General features: G+C 31.2%; 12 protein-coding genes. 2 read left to right on the top strand and 10 right to left on the bottom strand.

From position 1 onward, the window contains the following. Nucleotides 1–10: 10 nt before the first annotated feature. The 10 genes from BW723_RS03865 to BW723_RS03910 form a co-directional block, all read right to left on the bottom strand. Entirely contained in the window at nucleotides 11–1057 is a 1047-nt protein-coding gene (locus BW723_RS03865; protein ID WP_139059121.1) for a lactonase family protein, read from the bottom strand. After that, the gene (locus BW723_RS03870; RefSeq protein WP_068362029.1) at nucleotides 1050–2690 is read right to left on the bottom strand and encodes a glycoside hydrolase family 43 protein; all 1641 of its coding nucleotides are present in this window, start codon (nucleotides 2688–2690) and stop codon (nucleotides 1050–1052) included. Before BW723_RS03870 ends, BW723_RS03865 begins: the two co-directional genes overlap by 8 nt. A 15-nt stretch (nucleotides 2691–2705) precedes the next feature. Then, nucleotides 2706–4004, bottom strand: a complete 1299-nt coding sequence (locus BW723_RS03875; RefSeq protein ID WP_162274030.1) for a family 43 glycosylhydrolase — start codon at nucleotides 4002–4004, stop codon at nucleotides 2706–2708. Between the two features lie 69 nt (nucleotides 4005–4073). After that, nucleotides 4074–4772 (bottom strand): hypothetical protein, encoded by a 699-nt coding sequence (locus tag BW723_RS03880; protein WP_068362027.1) that lies wholly within the window; start codon nucleotides 4770–4772, stop codon nucleotides 4074–4076. After that, nucleotides 4769–7501, bottom strand: coding sequence for a T9SS type A sorting domain-containing protein (locus tag BW723_RS03885; protein ID WP_068362023.1), 2733 nt, complete (start codon nucleotides 7499–7501; stop codon nucleotides 4769–4771). The genes BW723_RS03880 and BW723_RS03885 overlap by 4 nt, the downstream gene beginning before the upstream one ends. Before the next feature lie 249 nt (nucleotides 7502–7750). Further along, entirely contained in the window at nucleotides 7751–8509 is a 759-nt protein-coding gene (locus tag BW723_RS03890; protein ID WP_083139790.1) for a T9SS type A sorting domain-containing protein, read from the bottom strand. Nucleotides 8510–8606: 97 nt separating this feature from the next. Continuing rightward, nucleotides 8607–11939, bottom strand: a complete 3333-nt coding sequence (locus BW723_RS03895; RefSeq protein WP_226789256.1) for a VCBS repeat-containing protein — start codon at nucleotides 11937–11939, stop codon at nucleotides 8607–8609. A 109-nt stretch (nucleotides 11940–12048) separates the two neighbouring features. After that, nucleotides 12049–13476: a SwmB domain-containing protein gene (locus BW723_RS03900; RefSeq protein ID WP_068362014.1), complete on the bottom strand. Its 1428-nt coding sequence runs from the start codon at nucleotides 13474–13476 to the stop codon at nucleotides 12049–12051. Between the two features lie 21 nt (nucleotides 13477–13497). Beyond that, a complete protein-coding gene (locus tag BW723_RS03905; RefSeq protein WP_068362011.1) occupies nucleotides 13498–15054 on the bottom strand; it encodes a RagB/SusD family nutrient uptake outer membrane protein in 1557 nt (518 codons plus the stop codon). Between the two features lie 19 nt (nucleotides 15055–15073). After that, the gene (locus BW723_RS03910; protein WP_083139789.1) at nucleotides 15074–18340 is read right to left on the bottom strand and encodes a SusC/RagA family TonB-linked outer membrane protein; all 3267 of its coding nucleotides are present in this window, start codon (nucleotides 18338–18340) and stop codon (nucleotides 15074–15076) included. Between the two features lie 287 nt (nucleotides 18341–18627). Here BW723_RS03910 and BW723_RS03915 point away from each other — a divergent pair, with 287 nt between their 5' ends. Then, entirely contained in the window at nucleotides 18628–19068 is a 441-nt protein-coding gene (locus tag BW723_RS03915; protein WP_068362005.1) for a TonB-dependent receptor plug domain-containing protein, read from the top strand. Nucleotides 19069–19603: 535 nt separating this feature from the next. Further along, nucleotides 19604–19906, top strand: coding sequence for a hypothetical protein (locus BW723_RS03920; RefSeq protein WP_068362002.1), 303 nt, complete (start codon nucleotides 19604–19606; stop codon nucleotides 19904–19906). Nucleotides 19907–19989: the final 83 nt, after the last annotated feature.

Raw genomic sequence — 19989 nt, forward strand, 5'->3', positions numbered from 1 at the left:
TAAAAAAATCTTATAAAAAGGCAATACAAACACCAGATTTCACCAAAGTTGTTCTGTTTTTTTCTATCAATGTTCCATCATTTTTAATTTGATAAACAACGGTTTCATCAGAATCTTGTAAACAGGCAATTAACCATTTTCCAGAAGGCAAAATATGAAACTCACGCAAGGTTTTTCCGTTTGTAAATTGATAGTCTAACAATACCAAATCATCTACCAGAATACTAAAAATAGTAATGGCATCTAAAGTTCTGTTGGCAGCATATAAAAATTGTTGATTCGGATGAATTCTTAAGGCAGAGGCACTTGGTGTTTCCGAAAAATGTTTAGGCAAAGATTGCACATATTTTATAGGAATGTACTTTTCTTTTTCTTCTTTTAAAATGGCAATTTCCCCAGTTAATTCGCCAATGCAATAACCTAATTTTCCATTTTCCGAAAATACAATATGCCTTGGTCCAAAACCTTTTTTAGTTATAATATCTTTTTCTTTTATTGATAAAAAACCATTGTCTATATTATAAGTTTTAATAGCATCAATACCTAAATCTGCTACGTAAAGTTCTTTTTTCTTCGGATGAAATAACACTTGATGTGCGTGTGCCATTTCTTGTCTTTCTTTATTTACACTAGAACCCTTATGTGTAAAATGGTGTGTTTCTTTTAGCAGCCTACCATTAACATCTACTAGAAAACGAGAAACACTTCCAGAGCCATAACAAGCTAAAAAAACGGCATTATTCTTATAACTAATATGGCAAGGTAAACTACCCTCAATTGCTAACTCATTTAAATAAGTTAAAGAAAAATTACTTTCAATTCTATATGCTTTTACAACCGGATTTTTCTCACGTACAACTTCTGTAAACGTATATAAAAACTGCTTGCAATCTGAAATTACCAAATAACCAGGGTTTCTAGTTTTGGTAATATGAAGAAGACTCAATGCACCTGTATTTTCATTAAAACTGAGTGTATAAATCCCTTCTGAATGTCCACCAAAAGTGGGCGTTAACATTTCTGTATAACCCCCAATAAAAAGTATCGTATTATTCATTTGTTTTAAAATAGCTAAACGAATCAAATTTAGCAATTTTTGAACTTTCTACACTAGAAGAAGTTGCATACATACCAATATAAACACCATTAAATCGTTGAGCAACCTCATCTGAAATAAGTGTATAATCTTGTGGTTCACCAATCTTTTTTAATTGATTTATATTTTCGCCATAAAAAAACTGAACTTCTAAACCTGTAACTTTAGCAGTTAAAATAACATCTTTATTTTTATAAGGAATTGTTGCTATCGTTTCTGGAGTAAACTTACCTTTATTATTTTCTTGATAAGCTTTAATTAAAGAAATTCCGTTTTTACCTTTTAATAATTGATAGTTATTTCCATGACGTCTGTAAATTACCAAACCAGCTTTTTCATTTTCCTTTTTAGTTTTAAAAGAGAGTTTTGTAGATGCTTCATAATTAAAATGACGGGTTCTTTGAGCCACATAAGACGGATTTACGAGTTCTGTAACCATTTCTGGGCGCAATTCAATTTCTAAATTACCATCTTTTAAATGATGCCATTTTTTGATAGGAGAACGTAAGAAATTCCATTCTAAACCTAACTCTTTTTCATCAAAATTATCTATACTATTTATTTCTGAAACTGGTGTAAAAGGTAAATTTGGTCTTTCTTGCTCTAATTGCAATAATCCTTTAGACGGATTAAAAACAGGAGTTATTCCACTTTCTTGCTTAGTCATTTTTACTTTAGCTAAAAACGTTTCTCGAGCTAAGGTTACAAATCCTTTGTGATTTCTTTTTGCCAACATTACACTCCACCATTCTCCATTTTGCGTTTGTACTAAATCTGCGTGGCCTGTTTGCCCAATAGGATGTGTTTTTTCTAAATGACGATGTGTTAAAACAGGATTTGCGTGATTTGGAACATAAGGTCCCCACAAATTTTTACTATTAAAAACTGTAATTGCGTGATATTCTCCTGTACCACCTTCGCCAATTAACAATAAATATTCACCATCAATTTTAAATAAATGAGGACCTTCTGCCCAACGTGCATTAGCTGCGTGACCATACGTAAGTTGTTTTTTATCACCTAATAAAACGCCTTTATCTGGATCTATTTCTTGCATCCAAATGCCATTTTTACCAGGCCATTCTTTTTGAGTGCCATCAATAATACCTGCACCTGTATAATAGCATCTGCGATCATCATCCCAAAAAAGAGAAGGATCAATACCATAAGCATCTTTAATATACATAGGATTACTCCAAGGACCTTCTGGTTTTTTAGCAGTAATAATAAAATTACCTTTCTGGCCAACCATTGTTGTGATAATATAGAATTTACCATTATTATAACGAATGGTAGGTGCAAAAATTCCGTTAGAATTTCTTAATCCTTTTTCATAGACAATTTGGGTTTCACGATGTAAACCATATCCTATTTTTTCCCAATTTACTAAATCTTTACTTTTATGAATTGGCAAACCTGGATACCATTCAAAACTAGAATTTACCATATAATAAGTATCGCCAACTCTACAAATTGATGGATCTGGATAAAACCCAGATAAAATAGGATTTTGGAAAGTTTCAGGAATAGTTTGCCCTAATAAATTACCACAAATTAGAAGTGAAAAAAGGAATTTTATGGCTTTAAAAGTCATCGTATAAAAAGTTATTTAGGGTTGTAATAACAACCAATTTAAGTTTACAATTTTAGTAGCACCCCAAACCGATTTAAAAACTACAGTAATATCTTTTATCCCTTTAGGAGATTCTAACAATTCAGTTTCTATAGTTTGCCACTTGTTCCAACCACCAGTATAATTTACAGGAAAAGTTGCAATTAATTTTCCATTAGCACCACCAACTCTTACTTCGAAAGCTCCATTTCTTTGACCACTTGCAACTCTAGCTTGTATTTTCTTTGCAGAACCATCACCAAAATCTACACCATTAAAACGAACATTACTCATCATTTTAGTTTCTGTAACCATCCATCCATTGGGTTCATTACCACCAACAAAACTGGTTTCTGCATTGTAAATATCATTATATCTATCTACTTGAATAGTATCACCAACCTGCGGATTACCAATTCCTCTTAATGTTGGTATAACTTTCTTAATGCTACCATCCTTTTTAAAATGCATATAATCTGCTCTCATAGAACGTAATTTACTGTAACCACTTACACTCCACCAATGATAAAAAAGCGTCCATTTTCCTTTGTATTTTACAACAGAATGATGATTGGTACCATTTTCGATATTATCCATAATTTTACCACTATACACATATGGGCCTAGAGGTTTTTTACTCATTGCATAACCAATAGTATACCCTTCATCAGCAAAAACGTGTGCAAAAGTTAGATAGTAATTACCATTATATTTAAAAGGAAAAGGACCTTCTACATAACCTGCAGGAATACCTTGAATTTGAATTGCTTCGCCCTCAATTTCTTTCATATTCTTGTTTAGTTTAGCTCCTTTAATGGTTTTACCACCTGCAAAGAAAATATAACCTTCTCCATCATCATCGATCATTAAACCTGGGTCTATACCATCAATACCCTTAATATAATCTTTTTCCCATTGAAAAGGTCCTGTAGGATTATTTGAAACACCAACACCAATTCTTCTAAATGAAGAACCATCTTTTGGTGGGGCAGGATAGTAATAATAATATTTACCATCTCTTTCTATACAATCTGGCGCCCACATTCCGTAAGAATTTTTCTTTCCCCAAGGCACATCATTTTGATCTAAAACAACACCATAATCTCTCCAAGTATTTCCTTTTTCTAAAGAAAAAATATGATAATCTGGCATACAAAAACGAGGTGCATCTATACCTTTTGGAGGCACAACATCGTGAGAAGGATAAATGTATAATTTATCATTAAAAACACGTGCAGTTGGGTCTGCTGTATGAATGTGAGTTACTAATGGGTTTTGAGCTTTTAACCCTATCATCAAAAAGAAAAAAATAAGGCTTAGAATTCTGTTTTTTACCATCATTTTAAATTTAAGAAATCTGTTTTATTAATTTGTTCTGAATTCAAAAACCGGAGATTCTGAATTGTTACCAAAACTGTCTTTTGTAACTACTTTCCAGTAATATACTTTTCCGCTTTCTAAAGACAGGTTATTCATTGTTGTGCTTGAGGTAGTTCCTTTTAATTCTGTTGGCGGATTTGTTGTTGATAAGTAAACATCATATTCATCTATATCTCCATCAATGTCGCTACCTGTCCATTCTATAGTTGTAGAAATATCTACAGAACTTCCCATTGCTGGACTTACCAAATCTGCTGGAAAAGGTGCATAATTTTGCACTCCATCTCCTGCATTAAAAAATTTCCAAGTATCGCTTGTTGTATCTGCAGCACCATTAGATTTTGCAGTTACAGACCAAGAATAAGGCACGCCTCTTAATAAAGCTGTTTCTATATTTGTGTTCGATGAAATAAGACTTTTCACAGAATTATCGTCTAAATTTGTAATTTTTATGGAATAACTATCTGCATTTTCGGCTGTATTCCATTCAAAATACACTTTACTTTCTTGTTCAGAAATAACATTACCTTGGTTACACTCAGCATTATTAATAGGTAAAACTAGAACTGCTTTTCCTAAGGTTACAACATCTGGTCCACCTTCACTATCTCCACCTCCACAACTTACTAAAGTGATTGCAAAAAGAGCTATAAAAATATTTTTGATAGATTTTATAGTTATCATTGTTTTATAATTTTAAAATTTGAATTCATATTATTACCAGTAACTTTTACAAAATATACACCAGCAGAAAGTTGATTAGTAGCCACTAAAATATTTCTATTTTGAAGTTGAAAGCTTTTTTGTAAAACAATTTTACCTGTTGATGACATTACTTGATACGACACATTTTTAGTTTGATTTTCTGGAAATGCAATCGTGAAATTTTCTTTTACAATTGATGGATACACCAAGATTTCATCTAACAAAATAACTTTTTCTTGAAAATTACCTTGACAATCTTTATCCGTAGAAACTTTAATATTATTCTCTCCTGTTTTTAAAGGAAGCGTAATATTTTCTTGATCTGTAACTGTAATAACTCCGTTTAAATTAATTCTATACAACTCACTACCAGTAAGATTTAAAGCGATACTTTTTTGATTTTCATTTACTTTAGCAGCAACAGACAAATCTTCTGGAGCTGTAATTATAATATTATAACACTGTTTGTAATTAGCATCTGCATCTGTTGTGATACAAAGTGTATAATTACCAGAGGTTAAATTCGTAAACTCAACATCAGAAGTAAAAGTTTGCGACATACTTGTACCTTCTATAGTTGCTGTAAATGTTAATGAATTTTCTTTGGATGTAATTGCTATACTTCCATTATCGCTAGAAGCACAAGTTTCTCCTTTTGTTAAGACTGTAAAATTATCTGCTGCAATTGTAAAAATTGCACAACCATCTGCGTTTACAGTTGTATTTCTTGGTGTATCAGGACATAAATCTAAGCTATCTACAACTCCGTCTAAATCTTTATCATCTGCAGGTAAATCTGAACATACTTCACCAGGCAAACCATAACAACCTAAATCTGCTGGTCCATAAGTAGGATCCCAATCTGTACCAGCAACCCAATTTTCGCCACCAAATTCGTAAGCGCCAACATCTGGATGATCACCTAAAAAACCATCAGTAATACCCGTAATTTCTCTCCCTTTATCTATAGGTTCTGAATCTGAATTTAAAGTAAAATCTCCTTGACTTACATTGGCAAAAACATCCGAAGAAACAACAAGGTTATTTTGTTTGTCAGATTCTGGTTCCCAGTTATTATCGCTTCCTAAATTATTCCATACTTTTACATTGGTAAAAGATGTACCCTCTTTATGCCAAGCACCCATTACTTCTGAGCCATTCCATAAAGTATTGTTGTAAATTTCTAAATCTTTACCATTCCAATTTATTTGAATGTTTGTCCATTCTGTGTTCCAGACTACATTATGATGCACTTTAAAACTTTCTGCATCGTTGTCTAAATAAATTCCTGCAGCTTTGTTAAGATCTCCTCTAGAATAATTATCGTGAAACCAATTGTGATGAATTTCTGTATTTTCCTGTTTACCAACTGTGTAAAAAAGTGCACAATCATCAGCAATTAAATTACTTCTAGAAATATCATTATATGCAATTTCGTTATTTGTACCACTATAATTTATACCATCTCTACCACCTTTGCTAACTTGGTTATTTATAAATTTAGAATTGTGCATACCTCTTAAAACAACAGGAGCATCATAAGAACCTAAAGTATTAAAATCGTGTATTAAATTATTTTTGATAGTATGATAATTCCCTCTAACATTAATACCAGTTGCAGAACCGTAAGCAATTTCGCATTTTTCTATGGTGTTGTTAGAACCTTCCATTTTTATGGCTGCAACACCAGTGTTAAAACCAGTTACTATACCTTGAGTGTAAGCACCATAAAAAGAAGAAATACCATATAAAACATTGTTAGTTGTGTTAGAATTTGTTGTCCATCTTGTATCATCTTCTAAAGTTATACCTCCACCAAAAACAGCTAAATTTCTTACTTCTATGTATTTTTTATGTTTTAGGTTAATGGTTTCGTTTCTCCTTCTCATTTTAACATCTCCATCTGCAGGAGCTGCACCACTTGGTAATTGCACAAAAAGTTCTTTTGTTGATGGATTAAAATACCATTCATTTTGATAATCTAAAGCGCCTTTTACACCTTCTAAATAAAAATCTCCAAAATCTGCAGGAGCGTGAAACGTACGAATCCAATCTGGGTTTTTATCTAAATTAAAATTTACTCTACCACTAGAACTGCTTGTAATTTTGGCTTTCCAAGCAATCCAACCAGAGCCAGGTTTATCACCATAAAACCATACAGCACCATCTGTCCAGTTTATATTTGGTATAGAACTTTCTGTTAAGTAAGCATTGTTGATAACATCTGAAGCACTACCTCCAGAATTTCTTAAAGAGTTTAATGCAAAAGCATCTTGATCTGTTTTATTAGGCCATCTTGCCAAATCTAATGCAGTTTCTTGATGCATTACAAAATTCTGTTGCCCTAAAGAAGTAAAAGGAATTGTTGTTTTATAAATAGCACCACTATCTTGAGACCAACCAGAAAGAGATTCCATTGCAGAAATTATGACTCTTTCTCCTGGATACGATTGAAATATAATTGGGTTACCTGCTGTACCAGAATTTGCTGGCGCTAATGTTTCTTCGTAAGTACCTTCTCTTATATAAACTACATCTCCTGCAACTGCAATACTTGCTGCTTTAGAAATGGTAAGCAATGGACTTTCTATTGTACCTGAGTTAGAATCATCTCCATTTTTAGCTACATAAATATCTGTTGCGTTTATATGCAAACAGAATTGTAGTAAAAGAATTAATATTAAATTTTTGTAGTTTTTTAAAATCATAATTTACTTTTTATTTTATAGGAAAACCTCTAATCACAAATTTAAAGTAGAATAAAATTGATGTTTAAAACAAATGGATTATAGAATAGAACGAATGTGTTTTACCTTGTTTTAAAGGGAATTTCTACGGATAAAATCACTAAAAATTCTATTTTAATTGATAGTAAAAAATCAATTTAATTACTGATCATAAAAAAAACTCGGAATCTAAATTCCGAGTTTCGATAATTAACAAATGATAAAATTTACTTATTGCTTAACAATCTTTCTTAAAAGACCATTATTACTTTTTAATATATAGATACCACTATTTAACTCAGAAATATCTATGGTAGAATTTACATTCTTAAATCTTTTTACTTCTTGACCAATTGCATTGTAAACTGAAAATGCTGTTGCTGTTTCTAAACCAGAAATATTAATTTTACCTGTTGTTGGGTTAGGAAAAAGTTTAACATCTTTTAAAAATTCTTCGTCTATACTAGCTGTTGTACTTGGATCTACGTGAATAAAACTAGCAGCAGGAATAGTTGGTGTAAAATTAACATCTACTGCAGGTTCTGTTATCCAAGATAAATCTGCCCAAGTTTGATTTCTTACTGTAAACCTTAATTCATAATAATAAGTTGTAAAACCTGTAGGAGCAGGATTTGGATCTGCTGCTAAAAGCTCTTCGTTTGTCATTAAATTTCCATCTCCATTTACAATAGCAGCTGGTAAAGATTCTATTGTTATGGTTGATGTTAAATCTGTACCTGCAGGTAATGGATCTTTATTAAAATCAGAATCTCTCCATTGTTGAGACCAAACTCCACCAGAAACTGTCCATAAAGTAACCTCTACTGCACCTGCAGCAATTTCTACATCTGAAGTGTAAGTAATAGATACATCTAATGCATTAGATGCATTATAAACTTCATCTTTAACAGTAAATGCTAAAGCATCTTGTGCATAATTAATTGTTGAGCTTGCTACTATTACAAGTAATAAAAGTAATTTTTTCATCATATAAGAATTTAGTTAAGTTAATACCTAGCCAAATTATCTAGAAAAGCAATATTCATTTTATTTTTATGGTTTTTAAGCTATTACATATGGTTAAAAACTATTTTTCTTCAAATATTTTTAATATATCGTTGTTAATAGCGGTTAAAATGCCTGTTTTACCTTTTGCTAATTTTATTTTTTGAATGTCTTTTACATTAAAAGGAACTTTAAAACCACTTTTTAAGTAGTTAATACTTTTAAATTCACCATTTGTTGTACCCAACATTAATAATCCTAAAGATGCATCTGCTCTTGTAGTTTCTACTTCTACCTCAAATTTATTCCCAGCAATTAAAATATCTTTAATTCCGTCTTTATTAAAATCTTCAACTACTATTCCATTAATTACAGATAACTGTGCTTGAGCTGATAATTTTATCAATCTTAATTTACCATTTTCATTTTTTAAAATAACACTTGCAAACTCTTTAACTTCGTAAGTAAGGCCTTCCTTTTCTTTATCACCTATAATTTCGTGAATGTCTGCACTTGCAAATTCTTGATAGGTTTTAAATTTTTTAGAAATATTAGGCATTTGCTGACTGGTACATTGTTTACCTCTAATTGGTACTTCTCTGTTTTTATAATGTTTTGCTAAGAAAATATCATTTGTACCATTTTTATCGAAATCGTTGGCATATACTTTAAATGGTTTTTCTTCGGATGCTGAAAATTTATAATTTAAACCTAAATTACCAATTACAAAATCAGTATCTCCATCATTATCTATATCTGTTGCGACTATTTTATTCCACCAACCACTGGTATTTTCTAATCCATATTTAGAAGTAACATTTTTAAACGTATTGTTCTCTAGTTTAAAAACGGTTATTGGCATCCACTCACCCACTACAATTAACTCGTTATTTTTGTTACCATCAATATCTGCCCAAACAGCAGAAGTTACCATACCAATATTTAAAAGTTCTGGGGCAATAGTTTTTGTAACATCTATAAATTTACCTTTTTGATTTTCTAATAAAAAACTTTTTGGTGCATAAGGATAAGTTTTAGGAATTAGTCTACCACCTACAAAAAGATCTAAATCTCCATCAGCATCAAAATCTAAAGGTATTACTACAGAACCACTTTCGTTTAAAGTTGGTAAATTATTCGATTTTGTAAAACCTCCTTTTCCGTTATTGATATACAATCTATCTTGTAAAATTGGTGAATGCACATCAAACTCATTGCCTCCACTTACTACAAATAAATCTAAATCATTATCTCCATCAGCATCAAAAAAAGTTGCACCAACATCTTCGTGTTTGGCATCAGAATTAAAAACAGATTGCTTTTTTTCTATGAATTTTCCTCTTGTGTTTTGCAAATAAATTTGTCCACTTTGATTGCTGGCACCACCAACAAAGAAATCTTCTAAACCATCATTATTTACATCAGCAACTGTTAAACAAGGTCCGTTTTGAGATAATTTATGCGGAATTAAAATTTGATCTTTAAAATCGTCATAAATATTTTCTTTATGAACAAATGGCTTTTTAAATGTGGATGCAGTTACCTCTTTAAAAATTGTTTTTGATTCTATTTTATTTTTATTGATGATTTTAGCATCAGCATATTCAATTTTTAACAATTGATTTACCGCTACATTTTCTAAAATATTTTCTTTTCCATCTGGCCAAAGCACAGTAATTTTATCAATAGTATTTATTTTCCCTAAACCAAAATGCACCAAAGGTTCTACTGATGATAAATAACCCCTAACTGTTTTAAATTGATGAAATTGCTGCTGATTATTATAGTTAATCGTAATTTTTGCTCCTAAACCCGTATTGTTTTTTTCAGGACCATTTAGCTTAATTTTTATGTAATTGTTCTTTAATTTTTCTGACGTGTTTTTATAAATAAAAGCTTCGTCGTTTATATTATTTACAACCAAATCTAAATCGCCATCATTATCAAAATCGGCAACAGCAGCTCCGTTAGAAAAACTATTATGTGCAACTCCCCATTCTTCAATTTTCTTTGTAAAAGTTAAATCGCCATTATTTTTATAAATGTAATTGGGGATTTTGTTTTCTTTAAAAAGATTGGTAATATATTTTGCATTTTGTTCATTTGTATTTTTACGCGCTTGCGGACTTTGCATAAAAGCTCTGAATTTAGCATTTGCATCTTTGTCCCAAATATCACGTCTAAAGCCATTGGTAATGTACAAATCTCTATAACCATCATTATCAAAATCACTACCTAAACAAGCCCAACTCCAATCTGTTTTAGAGATTCCTGCATATTGACTAACATCACTAAAAACTCCATTTCCTCTATTAAGTTGCAATTGATTGTGCATATATTGATAATGAAATCCGTTTGAAGTCATATCCTTAAACAACTTTGTGTTCATAGATGCCATTGTAGTTTTAGAACGTTCATAATCTTCTGGTAACATTTCTAATTGCATAATATCTTCGAAACCATCATTATTAAAATCTACAATATCTACACCCATTGCATAAAATGGAATGTGATTAAAACGCTTTGTTAGTTCATCTTTAAACGTTTTATTACCTTGATTTATGTACAAATAATCTCGCTCTAAATAATCGTTAGCCACAAAAACATCTGTTTTATTATCGTTGTTAATGTCTGTAGTTACAATGCCTAAACCATAACCAAAATTATTTTTGATACCTGCTTTTAAACCTATTTCTTTAAATTTACCATTTACATTTTCGTAGATTTTATCTCTAAATAAATCGTCTTGTTTTTTCTTGCCTGCTAAAACTTGTTGATAGCCCATAAAAAAACGATTTGGTCTGTTTGTGAGGTACATATCTAAATCGTTATCATTATCCATATCAAAAAAAGATGCCATTAAAGAATAACCTTTATCAGCTAAACCATAAGCTTTGGCTTGTTCTTTAAAAGTTAAATCGCCTTGATTTATAAAAAGCAAGTTGGTTCTATCTTCATCTTTATCACTATTACCACCTCTACACACATAAATATCTTGATAACCATCTCCATTTACATCTGCCATAACTACTCCATTATGCCAACCTTTACCACCTGTAATTTTTGCTGATATTGTAATATCTTCGAATTTAAAATCGCCTTTATTTAAGTACAATTTGTTAGATACTTCATTACCTATAAAATAAATATCTGATAAACCATCATTATTAATATCGCCAACACCAACACCTGCACCATTATAAACATAATTAAAAACTGCGAAGAAATTATTAAAGTTTTCGTTGATATTATTCTTAAAATTGATATTACTCTCAGAGGATTCTATCAATGAAAATATTTGGGTGTTTTCTGTATTTTTTATTGGTGAGATTGATTTTTCTTCACTTCTATCATCATTTTTACACCCCATTAAAAGAAGCATTATACAGCATATTTTTAGAGAAATTTTCATCATAATTGATAAGGTTAATTTAAAAATTTAGGAAACAAAGCTTTTAATTTTAATCAAAAAAAAGCCTACTAGATATTCTAAGTAGGCTTTAATATTTAACAAAATAAACAAATTAATCAACTCTATATAAAGATACATCATCCATAAGAACAACTGTACCTGCAGCCTCTTCTAAGGGTCTTAAAACTTGCCAATAATTTCTTTCTAATGCAGTATCGCCTACTGTAGAAAAATCAAAAGAAAACTTAGTCCAAGTAGTTGTTATAACACCAGTACCTAAACTTGCATGTGCCCAACCAGCAGCAATAGATCTAAAATCTAAATTAATATCATCTACTGAACCTTTCATCCAAACACTTAATCTATAAGTACCTTCTTCTACAGGCACATAACCTCCAGTATTTAAGATGTAACCATCTTTTACACCATCTAAAGTAATTTGTAAACTATGAGCACCACTATGTTTATCTGTATCGATTACAGCATAATCTTCTGGATTGTTACCAAAACTATTTGCCCAGTTACCCCAACCAACAGCAGGGAAACCTCCAGGACCATCATCTTCGAAACCTGGGTTTTGAGAAGCCAATAAATTAACAACAGTATTTGTAATTGGAAACCCCACTAATGGGCCCAATAACTCGCCACTTGGTGCAAAGAAAGTTCCATCATAAGACAAAGTTACTACTTGATCATCTACAACTGGTGTAGCTAAATTTAAGATTAACGTATTTGCATCTGTTGCATCGATTTCTACGGATGAAACTGCAGTATCTGTACCATCTATTGAAACAGAATAACTACTTGCATCTGGTGTACTTACAGGTACCTCATAAGTTACTCTAATATTAGATCCTAAACCTGCTAGCCTTGTTGATGTTGGCGAAATTACTTGTGCATCTACAATAGTAATAAAATCATTTTTTACAGTTACAGCATCATTTGATGGAGATTCTCTGTGTACAGTTAATTTTACACTATAAGAACCCGTATTTGGATAAGCTACCACAGGATTTTCTGCTGTACTTGTTGCAGGAACTCCGCCTTCAAACTCCCACATAAAAGTATCAGAAGATTGTGCATCTTCCCATTTTGAAGCAGTATTTAGAGAAAGGTTTGTAAACTCAATTTCACTACCTAGAAGAGCAGCATTACTACTTGCACTAAATTCTGATGTTACTAAAGGATAAACCTCTACATTAAAATTATGGTCATTAACCTCACCATCTGTACTTACAACTTCTAAAAAAGTATTAAAAATACCTGCTGATGCATAATTAACATCTACTACTTCTTGATCTGAAGATGTAATATCTCCACCTTCAAATGTCCATTGTCTAGAAGAAACATATTTAGACGAATCTGTATAGGTTATTAATTGCCCTTCGTTTATTAACAAAGTACTTGCTGTTGGCTTTAAAGTAATTTCTTTAAGCCCATCTCTTAAATTTGAATCTTCTTCACAACTGTATGCAAACATCAATGCAACAATCGCTATAAAAGGAAAACTTAATTTTATTTTATTTTTATATTTTTTCATAATTTATATTGATTTATTGATTTAATAACCCGGATTTTGAACTAAATTAGGGTTCAATTGCATTTCAGAATCTGGAATAGGCCATCTAATTTCGTGATCTTCATAATTAACACCAGGGTTACCTGCATTCCACCAGCCAGCTTCGTTTATGTTAAGAATAGTTTCTTTATATTTACCATATCTTACTAAATCGAAACGTCTCCATCCTTCAAAACAAAGTTCTCTTCTTCTTTCTGCTAATAACTCATCAGCATTTTCTTGTTGTGATCCTAAAACCATATCTGCAACAGCACCATCTACAGCTCTTGCTCTTCCTCTTAATCTATTTACAGTCATATCTAAAACAGATTGTGTAAGTTTACCTTGCCCATTTAAAGCCTCTGCGTATAACAATAATACATCTGCATATCTAATATATGGGTTATCGAAAGGTGTATCGTTTGCATAAGAATTTGGTTTTTCTGCATGCCATTTCCAAGCTCTCCATGCACCTTCTGTTGCTGGCCAAGTACTTGGGTCTATTTCTACTGCTTCTTCAGGAGAAACATCATTTGCATTATGAACTGCTATATTGTTTCGTAATCTTAAATCATCAGTTTCGTAATCTTTTCTAAATTCGTGATTAATATAGCAAGTTCCCCAGCCTCCACCTTCGTTTACACTTCCATTTGGCCCGTAAAAAGTACTTAAGTTTCCTCCTTCACTTAATCCTGGTCCTTCCATAGAGAAAGATATAATCATTTCTACACTTTGCTCGTGTTCTAAATCGAACACTTCTGCATAATTTGGTAATAAATCATAAACGCCACTTGTAATTACTTTGTTTAAAGCTTTTTCAGCTAATGAAAACTTATCTGTTTGGTTTAAAGGAAAACCTGTCATTTGTAAATATACTTTACCTAACAAAGCATTTGCTGCACCTTTTGTTACTCTACCTCCACCTTGTTCGCTTGGTAAATGTGCTTCTGCTTCAATTAAATTTTGCACTATAAAATCGTACACTTCTGCAGGACTAGCTTGACTTACTTCTAAATTATTTAAATCTATTGTTTCGTTTGTAATTAAAGGCACATTTTCGAATGCATTTACTAAAGCAAAATACGTTGCAGCTCTTATCCATTTTGCTTGAGCAACAATGTATTCTTTATCTTCTGTTTCTATTTGATCTGGCGTCATTGCACCTACTCTATCTACTACACTATTTGCAATATTTACAGCTTTATACAACTGCCTCCACATACTAGAAATTGACCCCATTGAAGGAGAAACTTGCTGTAGATACATTTCTTTTCTACCTGCACCACCCCAACCAGGCACTACAACTTCATCTGTAGCAATTGTACCCCAATGAATTGCAAATGGCTCAACACCACTACCTCCAGAACCTAAAAGGTTATGAATAGCATCGTAAGCACCAACTAAATAAATTTCTGCACCAGCTTTATCTACCAAAAGAGCATCTGGATCTACGAATGTAGATGGGTTCTCTTTTAAGATAACATCACTACAGGAAGTAACAAGCGAAAATGTTACCAACAATAGGAAAATTGTTTTAAAATTTGTTTTTATTTTTATCATGTCTTTTTATTTTTATTTATTAAAACCCAACATTTAAACCTAACCTAAACGTTCTTGCTCTTGGATAAGAATCAGAATCTAAACCTGGCGTTAATTGATTGTTACCTACACTAACATCTGGATCGAAACCTGTATATTTTGTAAATAAGAAAGCGTTATCTACAGCTCCATAAAATCTGATTGATTTTATGCCCATTTTCTCTGTAGTCTTTTTAGGAAGATTGTAACCCAAAGTAATGTTTGCAATTCTTAAATAAGAACCATCTTCTATAAAGTGAGAATATGTATTACCACCAATACCTGCGTCTCCATAACCCCAAATACCAGCTACATCTGTGTCTGGATTTTCTGGTGTCCAACGATCTGCTTGTGTACCATATTTATTAAAGTAAGGAATTGCAGTAGCTTCTCCTTTATCTCTATTTTTGTTATAAACATCATTACCATAAGACCATTGTGCAATTACTGTTAAATCGAACTGCTTATATTTAAAGTTATTTGTTAAACCACCAAAGTGTTTTGGTGCAGTTCTACCAATAATTGTTCTGTCTTCTGCATCTACGTTTCCATCTCCATTTTGATCTACAAATTTTGGCATTCCTGGACGATAATTATCTAAATTACCAACACCAGAAGAAGTCACTGTACCATCTTTAAGTGTATACGTTAAATCGTAATAAGGTAAATTTTGATCTGCAGCATCTTGTCTCATTTTAGCAGCAGCTTCTGCATTACTTAAACCATCAAAAGCAGCAAAATCTGAATAATTATAAACTCCATCTACCTCAATACCAAATATAGATCCTAAAGATTCACCAACTCTTACTACGTAATCATTAGTGATTTGGTTAGAACCAGTTGCTGTTACAAAAAACTCATCTGCATCACCTAAATTAGTAATCTCGTTTTTATTAAAACTGATGTTAAAATTAGATGTCCAAGAGAAGTCTTCTGTTTCTATATTTACAGTGTTTAAAGAAAATTCAAAACCTTTATTAGTCATAGAACCAATATTTTGAAAAGAAGTCTCGAAACCAGAAGTTGTTGGTAATGGTCTTGCTAATAATAAATCTGTAGTTTCTTTTTCGTAATAATCGATTTCCATAGCTATTTTACTATCAAATAAACCTAAAGAAATACCTGCATCTAATTGAGAAGTAGTTTCCCAAGTTAAATCTGGATTTGATAATTGATTAATAGCAACCCCAGTTGTTAAAGAACTACCATTAAAAATTGCACTTGCTAAACTTGCTCTTGCTAAAGATCTGTAAGAACCAATTGAAGCATTACCTGTTTCACCATAACTTGCTTTTAATTTTAAGTTACTAATTACATTGTTTCCTTTTAAGAAATCTTCGTTAGATGTTTTCCAAGCAATACCTGCAGACGGAAAGAAACCCCATCTACCACCTTCTGCAAAACGAGAAGAACCATCATAACGTCCACTAACATTTAATGTCCATTTATCAGAAAAATCATATTGAATTCTTGCTAAATAAGATTTTAAAACACTGTCTGAATAATCAGATCGAGAAGGTAAAGTTACTTCTGCTGTTCCTAGATTATCAATATTAATATTTGGTAAATTAAATCCTGTTGATGCAGTTATAAGATTTTCATAAGAACCTTGCTGTTGTTCGTAAACTGCTGTAACATTAAACGTGTGTACACCAAAAGATTTTCGCCAATTTAAATTTTGCTCTACAGTTATACCTTTACCTAAACCTGTACCTACAAAAGCTCTACCATTTGCAGATTGACCCCAACCAAATTTTTCTGAAAAGTATCTTTTACCTTTATTACCAAACATATTTAATCTTATAGAAGATTTAAAAATTAAATCGTCTGTAAGCTTATATTGTATGTATGCATTACTATAGATGTTGTAACCTATTCTTTTGTTGATATCGTTCTCTAAAATTAAATTTGGGTTAGAAACATCTCCATTTCTTAAAGAAACAATTCTTCCATTTTCATCATAAACAGCATCATCATATTGTGTTAAACCTTGTGCAGGGCTAAATAAAACTGCTTGTGTAATAACACCAGATCTACCATTACCATTTTCTGTTGCAGCAGAAACAATACCTCCACTTTGGTTATAACCTACATTTAAACTGATACCTGTTTTTAGTTTATCAGAAATATTTTGATCTACTCTAAAATTTGCTGAATATCTTTCATAATCTGTAGTTTTAATAATACCTTCTTGATTTAAATAAGAGAAAGAAGCAGAATATGAAGTTTTATCTGTACCCCCACTTAAACCAATTTTATAGTTCGTAGTAATTGCAGTACGTGTAATTTCGTCTTGCCAATCTGTTAAAATTACTCTTGGATCGTTTAAATCTATTGGATTACCATATTGATCTCTATAAGCTCCCATAAATTGGTTACCTTCTACATTAGGATCCCAAGGAGTATACTCTAATCTATAATCTACAAATTCTTGAGCTGTTAATAAATCTAACTTATTAGAAATAGTTGAAAAACTAGTAAACGTTTCAAAACTTAAATTTGCTCTACCTTTTTTACCTCTTTTAGTGGTAATTAAAATTACACCGTTTGCTCCTCTAGAACCATAAATAGCTGTTGCAGATGCATCTTTTAAAATTTCTATAGACTGAATGTTACTAGGATCTATGTTTGCTAACGGACTTGTACTACTGTTACCGATACCAAGACCTGTACCTTGTGCTGTACCTTCTATTGCAAAACCATCAATTACATATAAAGGATCGCTACTTGCATTAATAGAAGTACCTCCACGAATACGAATTTTAGACCCAGCTCCTGGTCCACCTTCAGAAGATACAACTTGTACACCAGATGCTTTTGCAGCTAAAGTACCCTCAAAAGAAACAGGCTTTACTTTGTCTAAATCTTCTGTTTTAAGAGATACAACTGCACCCGTTAAATCTTTTCTTCTAACACTACCATAACCGATTACTACAATCTCATCTAATTTTGCAACGTCTTCAGAAAGCGAAACGTTCATTTTTTTAGATGTACCAACTGTAACTTCTTTTTTTACAAAACCGATATAAGTAAACACTAAAATATCTCCTGGTTTAGCAACAATGGTGTAGTTACCATCAAAATCTGCAGTAACTCCCACTTTGGTTCCTTTAACCACTACACTAGCCCCAGGGAGTGGTTCTCCTCCAGAAGAAACAGTACCCGTAATATTTTGTAATTGAGCATGGGCAACTCCAAATGTCATAAGGCAAATTAAACAAGAAAAGATTGTTTTTAACCGCCAGTAAGCACGTAAATTAAGCTTCATATTATTTTTATTTAAATTAGTAAAACAAAATTTCAAATTTGTTAACAAAATGCTAATGACATATGGATAATTTATTATGACATATGATTTTGATAAAAAAATCAACCTTTTTTTAGGATTTTTAACCAATTACTAGGAGAGTTTTGAGGTAATTGTAAAAAAAACTATAATTAAGAGCTCACTGTTATTGAGCTGTTTTGCATAACAGTCTACATATGTTTTAGTATAATAATCATTTGTATTATACTAAAACACATTAAGATTTTATCTTTGAGAAAAGCCAAAATTTGATACAATCTATCTCTTCTCACAAAAAAAAGCTGTATATTTTAACTTTATTTGTATGCTTAGGTTTACTATATAATTGCAGTTCTGTAAACAAGACAACAGCATCAAAAACTACACAAAAGATTGATAAAAAAACCGAAAATGAATCTTTAAACATAGATTTATCATTGGCAAATCAATTAAGAAAAGTGGCCGGTGTATCTGTTCAAGGAAATGGAATGGGTGCAATTATTTTTATCCGAGGAAAATCATCTATAAATATGAAATCTGATCCATTATTTTTGATTAACGATCAGATTATTAATGGTGGGTATTCTGCTGTATACAATATGCTAGACCCAAGAGATATTATAGAAATAGAAGTTTTAAAAAATGCAAATGAAACATCTCCTTTTGGTGTAAGAGGAGCAAATGGTGTAATAAAAATAACAACCAAATAAAACTTAAAATAACACAACTGTTTATTTAAACGAAGCTTGTATTATTCTAAAACAGATTACAGCAAAATAGCTAAACAGATGCTAAAAAACCTAAAAGCAAATCTTCTTAAATATCCTTCTAAGTATAGCAATTGGTTAAATTTAATAACCAATTATACCAAACCCTAATATGAGATTGTTATTACTGGTGATAAAAGTTTAGAATATCAAAAAGAATTATTCAATTATTACATTCTTAATACTATTTTTGCAGGATCTACTGTTTCTAAAACTAAATTACCATTTTTAGAAAATAAATTTATTGAAGGTAATTCTTACATTATACATCTGCAATTTCGGAAGCTGTAAATTGCCTCAAAAATAGATTGAAAATGCTTTAGCATTAATTGATAAACAAACTACTTTCTGTTACATCTAAATTAAAAGTTAAACGGCTCATATGAATTCATAATTAGAACATATGTCTTTCTTAAATACTTATTTTAAAGATATCTTTGATTATCTATTTAATAATTAATTAATAACAGTAAACAAAATGAAGAAATTAGTATTATTTATTTTCGCGTTAATACTTTCGATTTCTATCTCTGCACAAGAGAAAAAAACTTTTGAAGGTGCAATTGCTCAAGCTGGTTTAACAAAAGCTGAAACTGTAAAAGCTATGGAAATTCAGAAAGAAAAAATAGCTAAATTAAAGGTGATTAGAAAAAAAGACTTAACCAAAGAGGAAAAGAAAGAAAAGATAAAAGAAGTTAGAATAGCTTCTTCTGCAAAACTTAGAAAACTTCTTGGAAAAGAAAAAATGAAAGCGATAAATCAATACTGGAAAAAGAACTAAAACTAGAAATTCCAACGGCAAAATCTGCGTTCATTTTCAACCATTATGTTACAATTAATGGAAAAACCAGATGTAATGCTTAA

Origin of the sequence: Polaribacter reichenbachii, assembly GCF_001975665.1 — a bacterium.
Taxonomy (GTDB): Bacteria; Bacteroidota; Bacteroidia; order Flavobacteriales; family Flavobacteriaceae; genus Polaribacter; species Polaribacter reichenbachii.

Coding starts and splice junctions, on each gene's coding strand:
- BW723_RS03865 (WP_139059121.1), bottom strand. CDS start 1,057: ATGAATAATACGATACTTTTTATTGGGGGTTATACAGAAATGTTAACG.
- BW723_RS03870 (WP_068362029.1), bottom strand. CDS start 2,690: ATGACTTTTAAAGCCATAAAATTCCTTTTTTCACTTCTAATTTGTGGT.
- BW723_RS03875 (WP_162274030.1), bottom strand. CDS start 4,004: ATGATAGGGTTAAAAGCTCAAAACCCATTAGTAACTCACATTCATACA.
- BW723_RS03880 (WP_068362027.1), bottom strand. CDS start 4,772: ATGATAACTATAAAATCTATCAAAAATATTTTTATAGCTCTTTTTGCA.
- BW723_RS03885 (WP_068362023.1), bottom strand. CDS start 7,501: ATGATTTTAAAAAACTACAAAAATTTAATATTAATTCTTTTACTACAA.
- BW723_RS03890 (WP_083139790.1), bottom strand. CDS start 8,509: ATGATGAAAAAATTACTTTTATTACTTGTAATAGTAGCAAGCTCAACA.
- BW723_RS03895 (WP_226789256.1), bottom strand. CDS start 11,939: ATGATGAAAATTTCTCTAAAAATATGCTGTATAATGCTTCTTTTAATG.
- BW723_RS03900 (WP_068362014.1), bottom strand. CDS start 13,476: ATGAAAAAATATAAAAATAAAATAAAATTAAGTTTTCCTTTTATAGCG.
- BW723_RS03905 (WP_068362011.1), bottom strand. CDS start 15,054: ATGATAAAAATAAAAACAAATTTTAAAACAATTTTCCTATTGTTGGTA.
- BW723_RS03910 (WP_083139789.1), bottom strand. CDS start 18,340: ATGAAGCTTAATTTACGTGCTTACTGGCGGTTAAAAACAATCTTTTCT.
- BW723_RS03920 (WP_068362002.1), top strand. CDS start 19,604: ATGAAGAAATTAGTATTATTTATTTTCGCGTTAATACTTTCGATTTCT.